At 72.5% G+C, this 16,287-nt stretch carries 14 protein-coding genes; 5 read left to right on the plus strand and 9 right to left on the minus strand.

Annotated features, from left to right (window positions below; genetic code table 11):
* Window positions 1-49 precede the first annotated feature (49 nt).
* Together AQJ54_RS24135 and AQJ54_RS24140 are read left to right on the plus strand one after the other, a co-directional pair.
* Window positions 50-442, plus strand: a complete 393-nt coding sequence (locus tag AQJ54_RS24135) for a hypothetical protein (RefSeq protein ID WP_062026374.1) — start codon at window positions 50-52, stop codon at window positions 440-442.
* Entirely contained in the window at window positions 439-1,677 is a 1,239-nt protein-coding gene (locus AQJ54_RS24140) for a DUF418 domain-containing protein (RefSeq protein ID WP_248844964.1), read from the plus strand. Before AQJ54_RS24135 ends, AQJ54_RS24140 begins: the two co-directional genes overlap by 4 nt.
* On the opposite strand, the gene AQJ54_RS24145 is transcribed toward AQJ54_RS24140, so the two are convergent.
* The 8 genes from AQJ54_RS24145 to AQJ54_RS46405 form a co-directional block, all read right to left on the minus strand.
* Window positions 1,574-3,397, minus strand: coding sequence for a type IV secretory system conjugative DNA transfer family protein (locus AQJ54_RS24145; protein WP_062240890.1), 1,824 nt, complete (start codon window positions 3,395-3,397; stop codon window positions 1,574-1,576). The two genes, AQJ54_RS24140 and AQJ54_RS24145, sit on opposite strands and share 104 nt — an antisense overlap.
* Window positions 3,385-5,196, minus strand: a complete 1,812-nt coding sequence (locus tag AQJ54_RS24150) for a P-loop NTPase family protein (protein WP_062240892.1) — start codon at window positions 5,194-5,196, stop codon at window positions 3,385-3,387. The genes AQJ54_RS24145 and AQJ54_RS24150 overlap by 13 nt, the downstream gene beginning before the upstream one ends.
* On the minus strand, window positions 5,193-6,686 hold the full coding sequence (locus AQJ54_RS24155) for an SCO6880 family protein (RefSeq protein WP_062240893.1): 1,494 nt from the start codon (window positions 6,684-6,686) through the stop codon (window positions 5,193-5,195). The genes AQJ54_RS24150 and AQJ54_RS24155 overlap by 4 nt, the downstream gene beginning before the upstream one ends.
* A gap of 167 nt (window positions 6,687-6,853) precedes the next feature.
* Window positions 6,854-8,083: a hypothetical protein gene (locus AQJ54_RS24160; RefSeq protein ID WP_062240896.1), complete on the minus strand. Its 1,230-nt coding sequence runs from the start codon at window positions 8,081-8,083 to the stop codon at window positions 6,854-6,856.
* A 1-nt stretch (window position 8,084) separates the two neighbouring features.
* A complete protein-coding gene (locus tag AQJ54_RS24165; protein WP_063802971.1) occupies window positions 8,085-8,840 on the minus strand; it encodes a DUF8175 domain-containg protein in 756 nt (251 codons plus the stop codon).
* Window positions 8,841-8,853: 13 nt separating this feature from the next.
* Window positions 8,854-9,141: a hypothetical protein gene (locus AQJ54_RS24170; RefSeq protein ID WP_062026368.1), complete on the minus strand. Its 288-nt coding sequence runs from the start codon at window positions 9,139-9,141 to the stop codon at window positions 8,854-8,856.
* 79 nt (window positions 9,142-9,220) lie between these two features.
* Window positions 9,221-9,502: a hypothetical protein gene (locus tag AQJ54_RS24175; protein ID WP_062026367.1), complete on the minus strand. Its 282-nt coding sequence runs from the start codon at window positions 9,500-9,502 to the stop codon at window positions 9,221-9,223.
* Entirely contained in the window at window positions 9,502-10,275 is a 774-nt protein-coding gene (locus AQJ54_RS46405; protein WP_062240898.1) for a hypothetical protein, read from the minus strand. The genes AQJ54_RS24175 and AQJ54_RS46405 overlap by 1 nt, the downstream gene beginning before the upstream one ends.
* Before the next feature lie 321 nt (window positions 10,276-10,596).
* Here AQJ54_RS46405 and AQJ54_RS24185 point away from each other — a divergent pair, with 321 nt between their 5' ends.
* The 3 genes from AQJ54_RS24185 (at window position 10,597) to AQJ54_RS24195 (ending at window position 13,264) form a co-directional block, all read left to right on the plus strand.
* Window positions 10,597-11,427, plus strand: coding sequence for a transglycosylase SLT domain-containing protein (locus AQJ54_RS24185; protein WP_062240899.1), 831 nt, complete (start codon window positions 10,597-10,599; stop codon window positions 11,425-11,427).
* Window positions 11,428-11,455: 28 nt separating this feature from the next.
* Window positions 11,456-12,496 carry a hypothetical protein gene (locus AQJ54_RS24190; protein ID WP_159055548.1) on the plus strand — a complete coding sequence of 347 codons (1,041 nt, stop codon included), beginning with the start codon at window positions 11,456-11,458 and terminating at the stop codon, window positions 12,494-12,496.
* A gap of 177 nt (window positions 12,497-12,673) precedes the next feature.
* Entirely contained in the window at window positions 12,674-13,264 is a 591-nt protein-coding gene (locus tag AQJ54_RS24195) for a sigma-70 family RNA polymerase sigma factor (protein WP_062240903.1), read from the plus strand.
* A gap of 26 nt (window positions 13,265-13,290) precedes the next feature.
* Here AQJ54_RS24195 and AQJ54_RS24200 read toward each other — a convergent pair whose 3' ends face one another.
* Window positions 13,291-16,227 (minus strand): AfsR/SARP family transcriptional regulator, encoded by a 2,937-nt coding sequence (locus AQJ54_RS24200; protein ID WP_079069997.1) that lies wholly within the window; start codon window positions 16,225-16,227, stop codon window positions 13,291-13,293.
* Window positions 16,228-16,287: the final 60 nt, after the last annotated feature.

Here is a 16,287-nt window from a genome sequence, read left to right on the forward strand (position 1 = left end):
GAGACGTTGTGCGCGAAGAGGTAGGACGGCCGGCCGGTGAAGGGACCCTATGGACGCCAAGTTGCTGCTGCTCACCCTGTGCACGGGGGTGGGTCTCGGGTTTCTCCTTCTCGCCGTACGGCAGTTGCTGACCGTGGCGCGGTTGTGGGTGCGGGGAGTGCTGGTGACGGGCACCGTGATCCCGCGTGTCGCGGGCGACCCGCGGCGGAGCGGGCTCGTGCTGTTCACCGACCACCTGGGGCGGCCCGTCGTCGTCGACACGGGCGCGTACGGCCCGCTGCGCGGACTGCCCGAGGTCGGCGGCACGGTGCCCGTCTGCTATCCGCGCAACAGGCCCACGGCGGCCCGGCTCTGGACTCCCCGGTATCTGCTGTCGCCCGCGTTGGGGTGGTTCCTGACGTCGACGGTCGTGTTCGCGTGCGGCACCCGGCTGACCCGGTGAACAGTCCCAAGACGGTCGGCTCCGGGCGGGTCCAGGACGTCGATGTGCTGCGCGGATTCGCCCTGTTCGGCATCCTGCTCGTCAACGCCCAGCTGATGGCGAGTCCTTACACCGCGTTCGGCGGCGGCCCTGATGCCTCCGGCCTCGACCGGGGCGCCGCCTGGGCGGTGACCGCGACCACCACCCTCTACCAGCTGTTCTCGTTCCTCTTCGGCTACAGCTTCGTCCTCCAGGAACGCTCCGCGGAGCGGCCGGGCGGCGGGTCCGCCGGACGTCATCTCCGGCGGACGGCAGGGCTGTTCGGCCTCGGGCTCGTGCACGCGGTGCTGCTCTACAGCGGCGACATCCTGATGACGTACGCCGCCCTGGGGCTGGTCCTGTACGCGCTGCGCGGGCTGAGCCCGCGGGCGGCGCTGCGGGTCGCGGTCTGTCTGGTGGTGGGCCTCGCGCTGCTGCTGCTCGGGTACGGGATGCTGACCGTCGCCTTCACGCAACCGGCCACCCCGGCGCAGTACGCCCCCGAGGTCGCGCAGAGTGTGGCCGGCTATCGCGGCGGTTTTCTGTCGGTGGTCGGGGCACGTCTGCACGAGTTGCCGACGGCCCTCGGCGCGAACCTGCTCTACACCCCCGACATGCTGGCCGCGTTCCTCGCCGGCCTCGCGGCGGCCAAGGTGGGCCTGGTGGAGCGGCGCGGCCGGGACCGGAAGTGGCTCAAGACCGTCGTCGTCAGGTGGCTGCCGGTCGGCCTCGCCGGCGGTGTGGTGACCGCGTGCTGTGCGAACGGGCCGCTGGACAGCCGCTGGTTCCTGGTCGGGCACGCGGTGTCGCTGCTGACCGCGCCCGCGCTCACGGCGTCGTACGCCTGCGGTCTGCTCCTGCTGCTGACCGCCGTGCGCCCGGTGGCGGCGCGGGTGCTGGCCGCCTCCGGGCGCATGGCCCTCACTCAGTACCTCGCACAGTCACTGGTCCTCGCGCTCGTCTTCACCGGTTACGGCCTCGGTCTCTACGACAGGGTGGGCACCGCCGTCGTCCTGGCCTGGTGTCCGGTGCTGTACGGCGTCCAACTCGCCCTGGGCGTATGGCTCATGGGGCGGGTGCGGTACGCGCCGGCGGAACTGGTGCTGCGGACCGTCACGCTCGGGCGGCGTCCCGGTAGCCCTCCAGGTCCACGACGTTCCCCTTCTCCAGGGTCAGGCCCTGACCCGGCAGCAGGCGAGCCGCTGCGCGTGCCGTGATGGCCGCCGTCTCCGCCTTCGCGGCCTGCGAGATCTCTGCGGCACCGGGCTCCTTGTACCAGGGACGCAGCCGGATGAGGGCCGGCTTGACGCCGGTGGCGAGGAGGAGGGCGGTGCCCTTGGGCAGGGCGCGGATCCGGTCGGGCGGCAGGACGGACTCCTGGCGGTAGGAGTAGGAGCGGGACGTGCCGTCCTTGCTGCGGGAGACGCTCGGGGTCTTCACGTCGTGCTGGCCGACCAGGGTGGAGATCTTCTGCACGAAGTCGGCGTCGTCCAGTCCGGCGCCGAGGAGCTTGATGGTCGCCGCGCTCCACAGCGCGTCCATGCCGACGTCGCCCCACACGCGGGCGCCCTGGCGGTAACTCTGGAGCAGGGTCACGACGTTGATGCCGCGCGAGCCGAAGTGGGAGTACAGGTCGGGGAGATCGGAGATGCGGCACACGTTGGCCGCCTCGTCGAGGACCGCGGTCAGCGGCGGGTCGAGCCGGCCGCCCATCCGCTCGGCGGCCACGACACCCGCCCGCATCGTCGCGTCGGCGAGACCCGCGATGACGCCGGCCGCGGAACCACCGCCGTCCTTGGAGAGCAGGTAGAGGGTGTCGGTGCTGAGGACGTGCTCGTGGGGGCGGAACTCCGGGAGTTCGGGATCGGGGGTGACCCAGGCGAGGATCTCCGGGTCGAGGAGGCAGGACGCGGTCTGGCGGGCGGTCTCGTAGATGCCGTCCCGGGTCTCCACCGCGCCACGCACCGTGCCCTGCAACTGCTCGGCCATAGCGACCAGTCCGACTTCTCGGAGCAGGTCGATCGGGGTGCGGTCGGCGGGGTCGGCGAGCCAGGCCAGCAGCTCGGTCAGCGGGGCCCGGCCGCGGGCGGCGGCCAGGAAGAGCGCGGTCAGGGTGTTCTGGGCGGCCGAGATCCAGAAGTCCTTCTTGGCGGTGTCGTCGTTGACGGACGCCACGAAGTGACCGGCCATCCGGCGGGCGCCCTCGATGGTGTGGCACTCGCCGAGGATGTTCCACCACATGGCGCGCGGGGCGTGGGCGATGCCCTGCGGGTCGAACGTCCATACCGTGCCCGCCTTTTCGCGCTGGGCGCGGGTGACGGCGTACACGTCTGACTTGTTGGAGGTCAGCAGGACCGCGCCCTGGGCGCGCAGCACCCGGGGCACGGCGATGCCGGTGGACTTGCCGGCCCGGGGTGCCATCAGATCGAGTTCGACGTCCTCGTAACTGCTACGCAGTTCGGGGCCCTTGGGGTCGAGGTCGCCGAGGAGGTTGCCGGTCTCGTCGGGGTGGAGCTCCTCGCGGCCCTTGAGGGTGGGGCGCAGTTCGCGGGCCCGGGCCTCGATGCCCGCCGGGCACATGGCGGCGAGTTCACGCTTCCCGGCGAGACCCTTGGGTGCCTTGCCGCGGTCCAGGACGAAGTTGACGGCGAGCGCGGCGGGTACGGCGATGAGCGCCAGCATGCCGAACATGCCCGCGTAGAGCACGGCGGCCGGGGCGCCCGGCCACAGGGCGGTGGGTCCCCGGGAGATCAGGGTGGAGGCGGTGGACAGGGCGAACGGCGGGGCGTCCCAGCCGTAGCCGGCGAGGCCTGCGCCGAAGGTGCCGCCGGCCCAGACGACGGTGAAGGCGAGGATGCCGAAGGCGGCCAGCGCGGCGATGGCCCACTGCGTCTGGTCGCCGAGGTCGGTGCTGCGGGGTCCGCTCACGCCGTCCACCCCCTGACCGACGCGTCGTCGGCGGGGAGTTCGAGGGGGGCGGGGTCTCCCGGGAAGGCCAGGGGCAGCGGCCCGTCCTGGGAGAGTCGTGCGACCTCCCGGGCGGCCCGGGCGGCGGCCTGCTCGATGGCCGCCTCGTTGGTCGTCCAGCGGGTGTTGGTGTTGTGCAGCTCGCGCTCGGCGTCGGTGATGGCGACCTTGATCGGGATGCCGGGGCGGCCACCGACCTTGATGAGGAAGCGCCCACGGCCCGGTGGCTCCTCGTCCTCGCCCCGCACGCCCCAGCCGGGCGGCGAGGACCAGGACGACACGAGTTCGATCTCGCGGCGGGAGAGTCCGACGACCTTGCCGAGGTCCTCCATCTCGGTCTTCGGCAGTCCGGCGCAGACGACCATCCCGGCGCGTTCGACGAAGCCGCGCGCCTTGGCGCGGTCGGCGTCGGTGCCGAGGGCCTCGGCGTCCTTGAGGGTGTGGGTGATCTTGGCGTCGCCGAGGCCGAGGGAGCGGTTGAGGCGGGTGAGCGCATCGATGCGGTCGACGATGCCGGAGGCGGCCCGCAGCGGGCGCCACAGCTCGTCGAGGACGGTGAAGAACCAGCGCCGGGGCGCCAGTCCGGCGTCCGCGAGGGCGTGCGAGGCGGCGACCGTGCCGAGGCCGTCGGACCAGGCGGCGAGCATCGCGGCGGCGGTCAGCTGGGTGTCGGCCTCGCCGATGCCGGAGATGTCGATGCACACGGCGGGTGCGTTCGCGTCGATCCGGGTGGACGTCTCGGAGGCGAAGGTGTCGCCGAGCGGGCCGTCGAGGATGCCGAGCAGGGAGCGGTGCAGCGGGTCCACGGCGTCCCGGTAGCGGGCGTCGTCGCCGCGGTCGAGGGTGACCGCGCGGACCCGGTCGGGGCCCTCGGTGAGGACCCGCAGCACGTCGGGCAGCAGCACCGTGCGGCCGGGCGGGGTGCGTTCGCGCAGGTGGTGCAGGACGGCGGAGAGCACGGACTGCTCGTGGTCGTCCATGGTCCGGCCGCGCACGATGGTGATGAGGGCGGCGACCATGTTCAGCACCCGGCCGTGGGCCTCCGCCTTCAGCACCTCGCCGGCCTCGCCGCCGATCTTCGCTGCGGCCTCCCCCATGGCCCCCGGGTCCAGGACGTTGATGCCGCCCCGGCCGCGCCCGATGGAGATGACCTGGCCGCCGAGCGCGCGGACGGTGTCGGCGTAGTCGGGCTTGAGGTCGCCGAGGACCAGCGGGACGACCCCGGTCGCGGCGAGCCCGATCAGCATCCGGTTGATGAGGGTCGACTTGCCCAGACCCGGCATGCCGAGCATGAACAGGGAGGGGTTGGAGATGTAGCGGGCCCGGGTGAACCAGTTCAGCGGATCGCCGCAGACCGTGGCGCCGGTGGACAGATGCTGCCCGAGCGGCACTCCGGTCATGGGAGAGCCCGAACCGGCGGCGAACGGCCACATGCCGCAGGCCTGGACCGTGGTGGCGCGCCACATGGTGGGCGGATCCATGTAACCGACGCGGCCACCGCCGGCCCCCTGCCAGCCGCGGGCCGGGACGTACAGCTCCCGGGGCTTGGCAGGGCCCTTCTCCTTGCCGCCGCGCTGGGCGTCGGACCCGGCGGCCTTCGCCTTCGCGGACTTCTTCGCGGACTTCGCCGACTTCTTCGCGGCGGCCTGGGCGCCGAATCCGTCCAGGCCGACCAGCCCCGAGCCGCCCGCGGCCAGGTCCCGGAGCGCCTCCTCCTCGGCCAGCCGGTCCGCGCGCTCGGCCAGCTTCTCTTCGCTTCGGCGGCTCACAGCGCCTCCTGGAGTTCGTGCGGGACGAGGGTCTGTTCCCACGGAAGGATTCCGGCGGGCAGGGTGCAGCTGAACGCGGCGGCCTGCATCCGGTCGGCGGGGCGCATCAGCACCCGGGACGCCGCGGTCAGGTTGCGTACGGTGACGCTGGCGTCGGCGAGTTCCTCCATGGTGTCGACGGTGACCGTCAGCATCAGGGAGAACTCCACGAGCCCGGCGCCGGACGCCTCCTCGGCGGCGGTCTGTTCGGCCGCCCGCACCTCGGAGGCCGCGCGCGCCTGGACCATGCCCTTGCCGGACGTGGCCATGAACTGGGCGCTGCGCCGGTCGGCCTCGACGATACGGGCCGAGGTGGCGGGGTCGATGGCCCGGTAGACCAGGGCGACCCGCTTGCGCCGGGTGCCGGGGGCGGCCTCCAGCATGCCGCGCAGCACCGAGGAGCGGACGGTGCCGCGGGGGGCCAGGGTCAGCATCCAGGTGCGGGAGACACCCGAGTCGTGCTGGTAGGCGTTGACCGTCTCCACGGCGGCGGCGGGACCGGCGTCGTCCCACTCCAGGCCCGTTCCGCCCTCCATGGCACGGGCGTTCAGGACGTCGGCGGCGACGGCGGGGTCGTAGGCGACCCGGACGACCTCGGCGATCCGCTCGGCCGACAGCGGGTAGGCGGCGCCGCCGCCGGCCGCGACGAGCCCGCTGAGCAGGCCGGGGATGCGGATGGCCAGTTCGGTCATCACGTCCTCCTTCCGGCGCTTCTGGCCCGCGGGGTTGCCGTAGGTGAGGGTGACGTAGGTGTGCATCTCGGAGGAGGCGCTCGGGTAGCGGTCGACGACCTCCTCCATCACGGCGCGGGCCGCGGGGGGCGCGTCGGGGTGGATGCGGGGCAGCACCTCGTGGGCGAGCCGGGTGCCGGGGTCGGGGGCGGTCTCCACGATCACGGTGGCGCCCTTCAGGCCGGGTTCGTGGGAGAGCCGGGCCAGCCACTCGCCCCACAGCGCGACCCAGACGTCGACCTGGTCCGGATCGATCAGCGAACCACCGTCGGGGTCGCAACCCAGGACGATCGTGTACAGGTCGCGCTGCGGGTGGTGCAGGATCCCGAAGGGGCGGTCGTAGGCGTCCCGGCCCTCGCTCGCGGTGACCTTGTTGAGCAGTCCCGGCGGGCGGAACCGGCCGCCGGGCCGCGCGGACAGCGGGCCGGAGACGTAGAGGTGCGCGCCTGCGGCCTTGCGGCGCCACCAACCGACGCGCAGGGCGAAGAGCTGGTAGACGTTGCGGCCGTCCTGGGTGCGGATGGCGAGCGGGATGAGGAACAGGACGACCGGGACGAACACGATGATCGCCGCGTACAGCGAGATCAGGGACGCCAGCAGGGTGGCGACGAGTCCGCCGAAGATCACGAAGGTGCCGACGAGTCCGAGCGGTCCGAGCCCCGCGCGCCTCGGCCTGCGCCAGTTCCCGTAGGTCGGATGGGAGACGGCTTCCGTGGACATGTGTCCGGTTTCCTTTCGTGCAGTGATGGGGGTACGGCATGAGTCGAGGGCCGAGGGGAGACCGCCGGGCGCCCTGGGGGGAGGGCGTCCGGCGGCCGTTCGTCAGGGGAGGCGGCACCGGGACGGGGTACGGGCGTACCGCCCGGGTGTCGTGAACTCCCCCTGGATCACTTGTTGTTGCCGAGGTCTCCGTCGCCGCCCTCGACGGCACCGGAGACGGTCGCACCCGCGGTCTGGGCCGCGGCCACGGCTGCGAGGACCGCGATACCGGCGGGGCCGCCGAGCGCCGCTCCGGCCTCCGCACCGCCGGCGGCCTTGCCCGCACCGCCGCCGCCCTTGCTCGCCCCGCTCGGACCGCCCGGGCCGGACGCGCCGCCCGCCCCGCTGCCACCGGATGCCCCGTCCGCACCGGAGCCACCGGCCGCCCCTCCGGTGCCGCTCGCTCCGCTCGGGCCCTTCTGTCCGCTCTCTCCGCCGGCCCCGCCGGACCCGCCGCTCATGGCGCCCACCTGCACGGCACCGGTCGCCAGTTGGCTGCCCGCCTGGCCCATGGCGGCCATCGGGTCGCCGGTGCCCATGGCGGCGGTGGCGGGTACGACGAGCTTCAGCAGTGCGGGAAGCGCGATGGCGGAGAGCAGCATCACGCCGATGCCGGCGATACGGGTGTTGACGTTGGGGTTCGTACCGGTCTTGCCCTGGCTGATCATCGTCATGCCGGCGTTCAGTACGAGCGCTACCGCGGGCTTGTAGAGCAGCCAGGAGATCATCCAGCCGATGTGCTTGCGCCACCAGCCGGCGCCCCAGTCCGTCATCGAGGCCGCGGCGGCGATCGGCAGGGTACCGAGCATGATCATCATGACGCCGAGCCGGATGTACATCAGGATCGTGTGCAGGATGCCCGCGAGCAGCAGCAGGAAGGCGAGGATCAGCAGCAGGAAGGACTGGATGTCGCTGTTGTCCCCGCAGGCGCCGATGTTGTCCAGCGCGTTCTGCACGGAGTCGTTGAACAGGTAGGTGGAGTAGCTGTCCGCGATCCTTGCCGCGGCCAGGCAGACGGTGGTGGCCGCGCCCGCGACGAGGACGACGCGCAGGATCCCCTTCAGTGCGGTGACACCGGCGGTACCCCTGCGCTCGAGGGCCATCTTGCCGGCCGCGAACAGCAGGGAACCGACGGCCAGGTAGACCACGATCCACGAGGTCTTGTCACTGAGGTCGTTCGAGGTGGTCGTGTCGTCCAGGGTCGGGACGCTGTCGGCCAGCCCCGCGAACACCGCGATCGCGGCGGCGAGGATCGACTTCGCGATCAGACCGATGACCGTCCCGACCGGGTCGCCGAGAAAGCTGAAGAACCCGGTGATCGCGTCCGCGAGCGGATTCCCGTTGCTGCACGCCGCCACGTCAGGCCCCCCAGAGTGTGTAACCGACGGCGCTCTGCTCGGTGGCCAACTGCGAGTACAGGCCTCCGCTTCCGTCGGGCTGGATCTTCCAGTCGCCGCCGCTCCAGCGCACGGAGACGCTGGTCGCGGCATAGCCCTGCGCGTTCCTGATCAGCAGCCTGACGGTCGCCGCCTCCCTGGTGTACGAGGTCACCTTGAACCCTGCGTAGGACGACGTGGCCGGGGCGCTGTTCGAGGCGTCCGTGTCGGGCACGGCGGTGCGCTGGAACACGAACAGTTCGCGTCCCTGCCCGGCCACCACCTGCTGGTCGGTGACCGTGCGCCACTGCGTTCCGCTCATCTGGGTGGGGATGCCGGTGGCGGCCAGCGCGGCGCCCATGGGCGTGTGCGCGAAGCACCACCACACGGCGCCCTCGATCCTGGTCGGCCCCGCCGAGGCCGAGACCGGCACCCGCCCGATGCTCACCGGGTGCCAGCTGATGTCCTTCGGCACGGACGGGGGGATCGCGTCGCCCGCGCTGTCGTCGGTACGGCAGCCACCGGGCCGGCCGTCCTTCTGGGTGGCGCTGCCGGACAGCGGGCCTTTGGACACCGGCGCCTGGGCACGGCCGCCGGAGCCGGAGCCCGACGTCACCGTGGCGATCACGCCCAGGACCACGACCAGCGCGAGGAACCCCGCCGATGCCTGCCAACTGCGCTGCTTCCAGTACGGCCCGGACTCCTCGGACCGCTGTCCTCCGCGCTTGAAGATGCCCACTGGCCCGCGCTCTCTAGTTGAAGACGAACTGGACGAGCGGGCCGGCCGTGGCCACCAGGACACAGCCGCCGAGCACCATGCCGAGGCGGCTCATGTGCTCCGAGCTCTCCCCCCGCTTGACGGAGATGGCCATCATCGCGCCGGTGACCAGCACGCCGCAGACACCGGCCGCGGTGCCGGCCCAGGCGAGGATGCCGAGGACGAGGTTCACCTTGGTGGTCAGCGGACCGGGGGCGTTGCTGGTCGGCTGCGGGACGTTGGCGGCAAGGTAGTGGGAGGCTTCGTAGAGCATTGCGGACATGAGGATTCTCCGAGGATTCGGCGCCCGGCCGAATGGTGGGCCGGGCGGTGAACTTGCTTTGCTGAAAGGCCTGTTGGTCTCAGGGGCCCAGAAGGGTCAGGTCGCCGAGGAACGTGACGAGCGGACCGGCCGTGGTGGCGATCACGCAGCCCAGGGCGACGAAGAAGACCCCGCGGAAGTGCTCGCCGCCCTCGCCCGGGTCGCCCCGGCGCAGCTGGAGCGACATCTGCATGCCGACGATGATCAGTCCGGCGACACCGCAGGCCGAGGCGCACCAGGCGAGGGTGTTGAGGATCAGGTGACCGTCGTCGCCCGGGTCGTACCCGTCGGCCAAGTACCGCGCGGCGGAGGCAAGTTGCATCACGACCTGGCTCCCTCGCCGTAGACGTCGCTGCCCACCAGCCGGGAGAGCGTGACGAGTTGCCTGGGGACGTACTTCAACGGACCGTCCGTGCGCCACGCCGGGATCCACGGCACACGGTGCACAGGGGCGACGGAGCGCAGGACGCGGATGCGGCGCAGCAGACCGAGCGGCAGCCGCCCGGGGGCGTCGGCGACGAGCACCACGGCCAGCAGTTCGAGCCCCTGCGGGGCGTTGCCGTCCTTGAGCGCGCCGAGCGCCCGGGACACGGACCGCAGGCCGCGCGCGCTGGTCCGGCCGACCAGGACGATCCGGTACGGCTCCCCCCGCGCGGGCTCGGGCCAGCGGTCACCCACGTCCACACCGCCGAGGGCCTCGACCAGCGAGGTCGCGCCGGAGCCGCCGTGGGCCTTGACCCACCCGACCTCCTCGCGCGACCGGCCGCCCGCCGCCCTCCCGGCTCGTTTCGACCGGCCCCGGCCTTGTTCCGCCGGACGGCCCGAAGAGGCTTTGCGCACCGAGGAGTTGACCGAGGATGCGGCCTGCTGCGCGGCGGGTGCCCTGGGAGCGGTGGTCTGCCGTGCGGCGGGGGGCCCGGGGGCGGTCGGCTGCCGTGCAGCGGGTGACCCGAGGGCGGTGGTCTGCCGTGCGGCGGGGGGCCCGGGGGCGGTCGACTGCCGTGCGGCGGGTCCTCCGGTGGCGGTGGCCTGCCCTGCGGCGGGCGCCGGGGGCCGGGAGACGGCCGGGGCGATCTGGCGTGGGGCGGGCGCCACGACGCTCCGCGTCCGCGGTGCCGGTGCCTCCTGCCGGACGGGGGCGGCCGTGCCGCCGTCCGTCTCCGGGTGTGCCGGCTCCGTGGACTTGGGTCCCCGTACCCATGACTGCGGGATCGGTTGTGGTGCCGAAGGAGTGCCCACGATGTTCTTCCCGCCCCCCTCCTGGCTCGTGCTTCCGCTGCTCTGTCTCATCCGGTTTCCGCTGTTCTGAACCTTTTTGCCACGGGCCCCGTTTCGGTCTGGCGGGTCCGTCGGACAGCACAACGGGCCGTGTGGCCACAGCGGTTCAAGGCAAGTCGAAGAAGGCGGAGGACGCGGATGGGTGCCGCAGAGAGCGAGAACGGCGCAGGCTCGAGCGCCGTCGTGTACGGCGTGGCCGGCGCCGGCGTGGGCGGCTGCGTGATGATCCCGCTCGCCGTGGCGGGCGCCGTTCCCCTGATCATCATCTTCGGCGGGCTCGGCGTCCTGCTCGCCCCGCTCATCGCGCTGATCCTGCTCTTCGGAGGGGGCGGCGGCAGCGCCGACGACTACAGCAGCGACAACGACACCGCGAACCAGATGGTGGCCGTCCTCCGGGGCGACGGGAAGGGCGAGCTGGACACCTCCACGGTCCCCTCGGACCTGGTGGACCCCATCAAGAAGGCCGGCGAGCAGTGCGACGCGATCGGCCCGATCGTCATCGCCTCCCAGCTGGAGAAGGCGTCCGGCTTCAACTCCACCCTGGTCGGCCCGCACGGCGAGACGGGCATCGCACAGCTGACGCCGGACACCTTCAGCAAGTACGGCAAGGACGACGACGACAACGGCAAGACCCAGGCGACGGACAACAAGGATTCGATCATGGCCCTGGCCCGCTACATGTGCGATCTGGCGAGCCAGGGACAGACGTTGCTGGACAACGGCACGGTCGTGAAGACCACCGACAAGGACGGCAACACCACCAACAGCGTGCTGGACCTCGCCCTGGCCGGTCACGCCGTCGGAATGGACGCCGTGAAGGCGGCCAAGGGCGTCCCGCAGTCGAACGACGCCCTGAGCTACGTCCTCGCCGTTCGCGCCCAGTTCGCCAAGTACCAGGGCATCGCCGCCCCGCCCTCGGGCGCCACCCCCGGGGTCACACCGACCTCGACGCCGACCGGCACGAACTGACACTCCCCCACCCGACCGGACCCACCGCATGAGGAAGACAGCCATGGACCTGGACCACTTCAAGGTGTACGTCACCGACGACGGCCTCGCCGAGATCAACGGCGACCCGCTCGTCCCCGCTCCCGGTCAGTCCGTGCACGAGGCCGTGCTCGACGCGTTGCACCGGTACGCCGAGGAGTCCGGCGCGGCCGTGGACGCCACGGTCGGCGACGGCCCCGGTACGGCCCACTTCGTCCTCCGGGTGCTGCCGGACGGCTCCAGCCACGTCCTCGCGTCCGGAGCCGGGTCAGGGTCCGGAGCCGGGTCAGGGTCCGGGTCCGGGTCCGGGTCGGGGTCCGGGGAAGATCCGGAACCCGACCAGCGGTCCGCCGCCGCCGAGCCGGACCCCGGACCGGGCTCCGAGCTGTCCGCCGACGGTGCGGCCTCCCCCACCGTCACCGCGGCGCCCGTCGCCCCAGACTCCGGGTTCACCTCCACCTCGACCTCCGCCTCCAGCTCAGTCTCCTCATCCGCCATCGCCGGCGCGATCGCCCGCGCCCGCGCCACCGCCGTCACCGGTACGACCGTGCGGGACCCCGCCCCCGGCCCGACCGTGCGGGAACCCGTCCCCGGCATCGACACGCCTCCCGCCGCGCTGTCCGAACAGGTGGGCCGGATCAACGAGTTGGGGGTCGCCGGCCGGCTCGACGAGGCGTTCGTCAGGGCGACCGCGCTGCGCGAGCGCCTGACCGGTTCGGTGGGTGCCGAGCATCCGCACGCGCTGGAGGCGCGGGCCCTGGAGGCATACCTCGCCCACCTGCGCGGCGACCACCGTGAGGCCGTCGTGCTGGCACTGGCCGTGGCGCGGGTCCGGTGCCGGGACCGCGACGAGCGGGCCCCGATGGACGTGGCACGCGCGGCGGCGGCCTGGCAGCAGCTCGACGACGACCGGGCCGCCGTCACCCATGGACGCGAACTGCTGCACATGTGGGACATGTTGAGCCGTCATCGTGCGCTGACGCCCGGCCACACAGAGATCGCCGACATGGTCCGCAGACACGTGGAGGCGCTGGAGGGGGCGTACGTCTGACCTTTCGTACGCGAGCACGCGCACTCCGGCGCACTCCCCCTGACCGGCTCGTCAATCGCCTCGTACACCAGGCGTCAAACAGACGTGGACCGCCCCTCGGAACACTCCGTTCCCCAAGAGCACCGCCCTGGCCCGCAGTGGGCCGGGGCGGTCGACCCGAGGAACAGGAGCACTCGCATGAACGTGACGGCCATCGGTTCGGCCAGCGCCGTCTCGCCCGAGGAGCGGGCACTGCGCGACCTCTACCTGGAACACGGTCCGGCCCTGTACTCGTACGTCCTGCGCATGCTGGACTGGGACACCCACCGCGCGGAGGACATCCTCCAGGAGACGCTGCTGCGCTGCTGGAGCAACGGGAACCTGGCCGACGCCGAGGGCATGGCCGTCCGCCCCTGGATGTTCCGGGTCGCCCGCAACCTCGTGATCGACGCGCACCGGACCCGGATGGCCCGCCCGTTGGAGATCAGCGACACCAGCTGGCTGGGCGACATGCACGCCGAGGTGGACGACATCGAACGGATGCTGTCGTCGATAGTGCTGCACAAGGCCCTGGAGTCGCTCACGCCCGCGCACCGTGAGGTGCTCCGGGCGACGTTCTTCGCGGACCGCACCACCCAGCAGGCCGCGGAGGACCTGGGGATTCCGCGCGGCACCGTGAAGTCCCGTGTGTACTACGCGCTGCGCAGCCTGCGCCTCGCTCTGCGGGAGCTCGGAGTCGTGGTGGAGGAGACATGGCAGGAGAACGCGGAGACGGATGTAGCCTGCTGAGCGGGCGGCCGAAGCCCATGAGGGCGTCAGCGGCCCTTCGGTGCCACCGGCTCGTCGGTGTCCGGTTCGCGCAGGGCCGAGGCCACCTCCTCGGCCTCCGGATGGCCCAGCTCCTCCAGCAGCGCGAGGGCCGACCGCAGCGCCTCGCGGGCCGCTTCCCGGTCACCGGTGGCACGGCGGGCGTCGCTGAGATGACGCAGGACGTCGGCTTCGAGATACCGGTCGCCGATCAGGGCGAACAGGCTCACCGACCGCTCGAAATGCTCGATGGCCTCCGCGTACCGGCCGAGGTGGTGGTAGGCGTAGCCGAGGGTGTCCTGCGTCGAGGCCGCTCCGTAGGGGTCGTCCATCTCCTCGTGGAGGGCCAGACCCTCCCGGCAGCAGTCGAGGGCCTTCGCGTGGTCGCCGATCAGGATCCAGGTCCAGGCGACCTCGTTGAGCACGCCGGCCTCGCCGTTGCGGTCGCCCTCGGCCCGAAGGAGGGCGCGGGCCTGTGCGTAGTGGTCGAGGGCGGCCGGGCGCCGGTCCGTCCGGTTGGCCAGGTAGGCGAGGGCACGATGGGCGCGGGCCTGACCGAAGGGGTCGCCGGCGTCACGGAACAGGTCCAGTGCGCGTGCGAGGCACCTCGACGCGGGCTCCGCATGGTCGAGCTGTGAGTGGGCGACACCCAGACCGCACAGGGAGTACGCCTGGCCGAGGGGATCGCCGAGTTTCCGTGCCGCCTCCAGCGCCACGCTGTTGATCTTCAGGAGGTCGTGCCAGAACCCGAGCCGGTTGAAGTAGACGTCCAGGGCGGCCGCGGTGCGCCAGGCGTGTTCGTCGTAACCGTGGGCGGCGGCGTGCTCGACGATCGCGCTCAGGACGTACCGCTCCGTACGCAGCCAACTGGTCGCCTGCGCCCGGTCGTTGAACCGGAGGGGCTCGCTGCCCGTTGTGCTCGGCGGCAGGGCGATGGGCTCGCGGAACGGTCCGAGGACCGAGGAGGCGTTGTGCGCGGTCCGCAGGAAGTGGTCGTGCATCCGCAGCAGGGTCGCGCCGCGGGCGCTCTCGCCGTCCTCGGCCTCGGCGAGTTCGGCGGCGTAGGCGCGCAGCAGGTCGTGGAAGACGAACCGGCCCGGAGCGTGTTCGTTGAGCAGGCTCGCCCCGGTGAGTTCGCTCAGCAGGGCGCGGACTTCCCGCCGTGGCGCACCGGTCAGTGCGGTGGCCGCGGCGGTGGTGATGTCGGGGCCCGGATGCAGGGCGAGACGGCGGAAGAGTCCGGCCGCCTCGGGCGACAGGGCGTGGTACGACCAGGAGAACACGGCCCGGGCGTCGGTGCCGGCGTCGTCGCCGACGAACGCGTCGAGGCTGCCGTGGTGGTCCCGGAGTTCCTGGGCGACGTCGGCGAGCCGGAAGCCGGGACGGTGGGCCGTGCGGGCGGCCACGATGGCCAGGGCGAGCGGCAGCCGGGCGCACAGCTCGGTGATCGCGGCGACGGCCTCCGGTTCGGCGTCGACGCGGGCGCGGCCCAGCCGCCGGTCCAGCAACTCGCGGGATTCCTCGGGGCTCAGCAGACCTGTCGTGAGCGGATGGGCACCGTGCCCGGCGACGAGTCCGCCGAGCCGTCTGCGGCTGGTGACGATGACGAGGCTGCCGGGTGTGCCGGGCAGCAGGGGCCGTACCTGCTCGGCGTCGCGGGCGTTGTCCAGCACGATCAGGAAGCGCCGGTCGGCGAGGATGCTGCGGTAGAGGGCGGACTGCGCGTCGAGTTCCTCCGGGACGGTCTGCGGGGTCATGCCGAGCGCCACGAGGAACATCTCGATCGCGGAGCCGGGCAGCATCCGGGAGCCCTGCGGGTCGTAGCCGCGCAGGTTGACGTAGAGGCTGCCGTCGGGGAAGCGGTGGGCGACCCGGTGGGCCCAGTGCACGGCGAGGGTGGTCTTGCCGGTCCCCGCCATGCCGTCGATGACGCCGATGACCGGGGTGCCGGGCGGTCCGTCTCCCTCGGGCAGCAGGGCCGCGAGGGTGTCGAGTTCGGCGCGGCGACCGGTGAACAAGGGGAGATCGGCGGGGAGTTGGGCGGGGCTCACCGCTCCGGGCCGGCGGCTGGGCAAGGAGGCCTCCGGCTCCGGAGGTGGCGCTGCACCGGGGCTGTCCCGGGTGTGGGTGTCGGGGGCCGGTGCGATGAGGGTCGGCCCGGCGAGTGCGGGGTCTGCGGCGAGAAGCCGTGCGTGTACGGCCCGCAAGGACGGCCCGGGCTCGATGCCCAGTTCGTCGACCAGCAGGCGGCGCGTGCTCGCGTAGGCCTCCAGTGCCTCGGCCTGCCGCCCGCACCGGTACAGAGCGGTCAGCAGCAGCTCGACCACCGACTCCCGCAGCGGATGCGCAGTGCGCAGCGCCAGCAGTTCCGGCACCGCCGCCTCGTGACGGCCCAGCTCCAGCTCCATGGACAGCCGCAACTCCAGGGCGCCCAGCCGGCGTTCGGTCAGTTCGGTCCGCGCGGACTCGGCGTAGGGGCCGGGGACGCCGGCCAGTGGCGCACCGCCCCCGGCGGTCTGCACGGTACGCAGCAACCGCACCGCGCCGGTCGTGTCGCCGACGACCCGGCACCGCTCGGCCTGCGTCAACGCCTCCTCGAACTCGGCCAGATCACTGGAGATCCGGTCGTTGCGCAGGGCGTATCCGTCCCCGACGGAGACCAGCAGCCCGGACGGCCGCCCTGGCCTCCGCTCGGGTTCGAACAGCTTGCGGAGCCGTGAGACGTAGGTACGCACCATCGCGACGGCACCCGGAGACGGCCGTGCGCCCCAGACGCCGTCCACGAGATCGGTCACCCCGACCGGCCGCCCCCGGCCGAGCAGCAGCGCCGCGAGCACCGCACGTTGCTGAGGGGACCCAAGCGCCAGTTCGACAGGCCCCCGCCAGGCACGCAGCGGGCCGAGCAGGGCGAACCGGAGGCTGGGCGGTGCGCTTTCTTCCTCCACGGTCCAGCACCGTAGCGACCGAGGCGCCGAACACGAATACGAATAGTTGTTTCCGGCCAT

The organism is Streptomyces griseorubiginosus, assembly GCF_001514195.1.
Lineage (GTDB): Bacteria > Actinomycetota > Actinomycetes > Streptomycetales > Streptomycetaceae > Streptomyces > Streptomyces griseorubiginosus.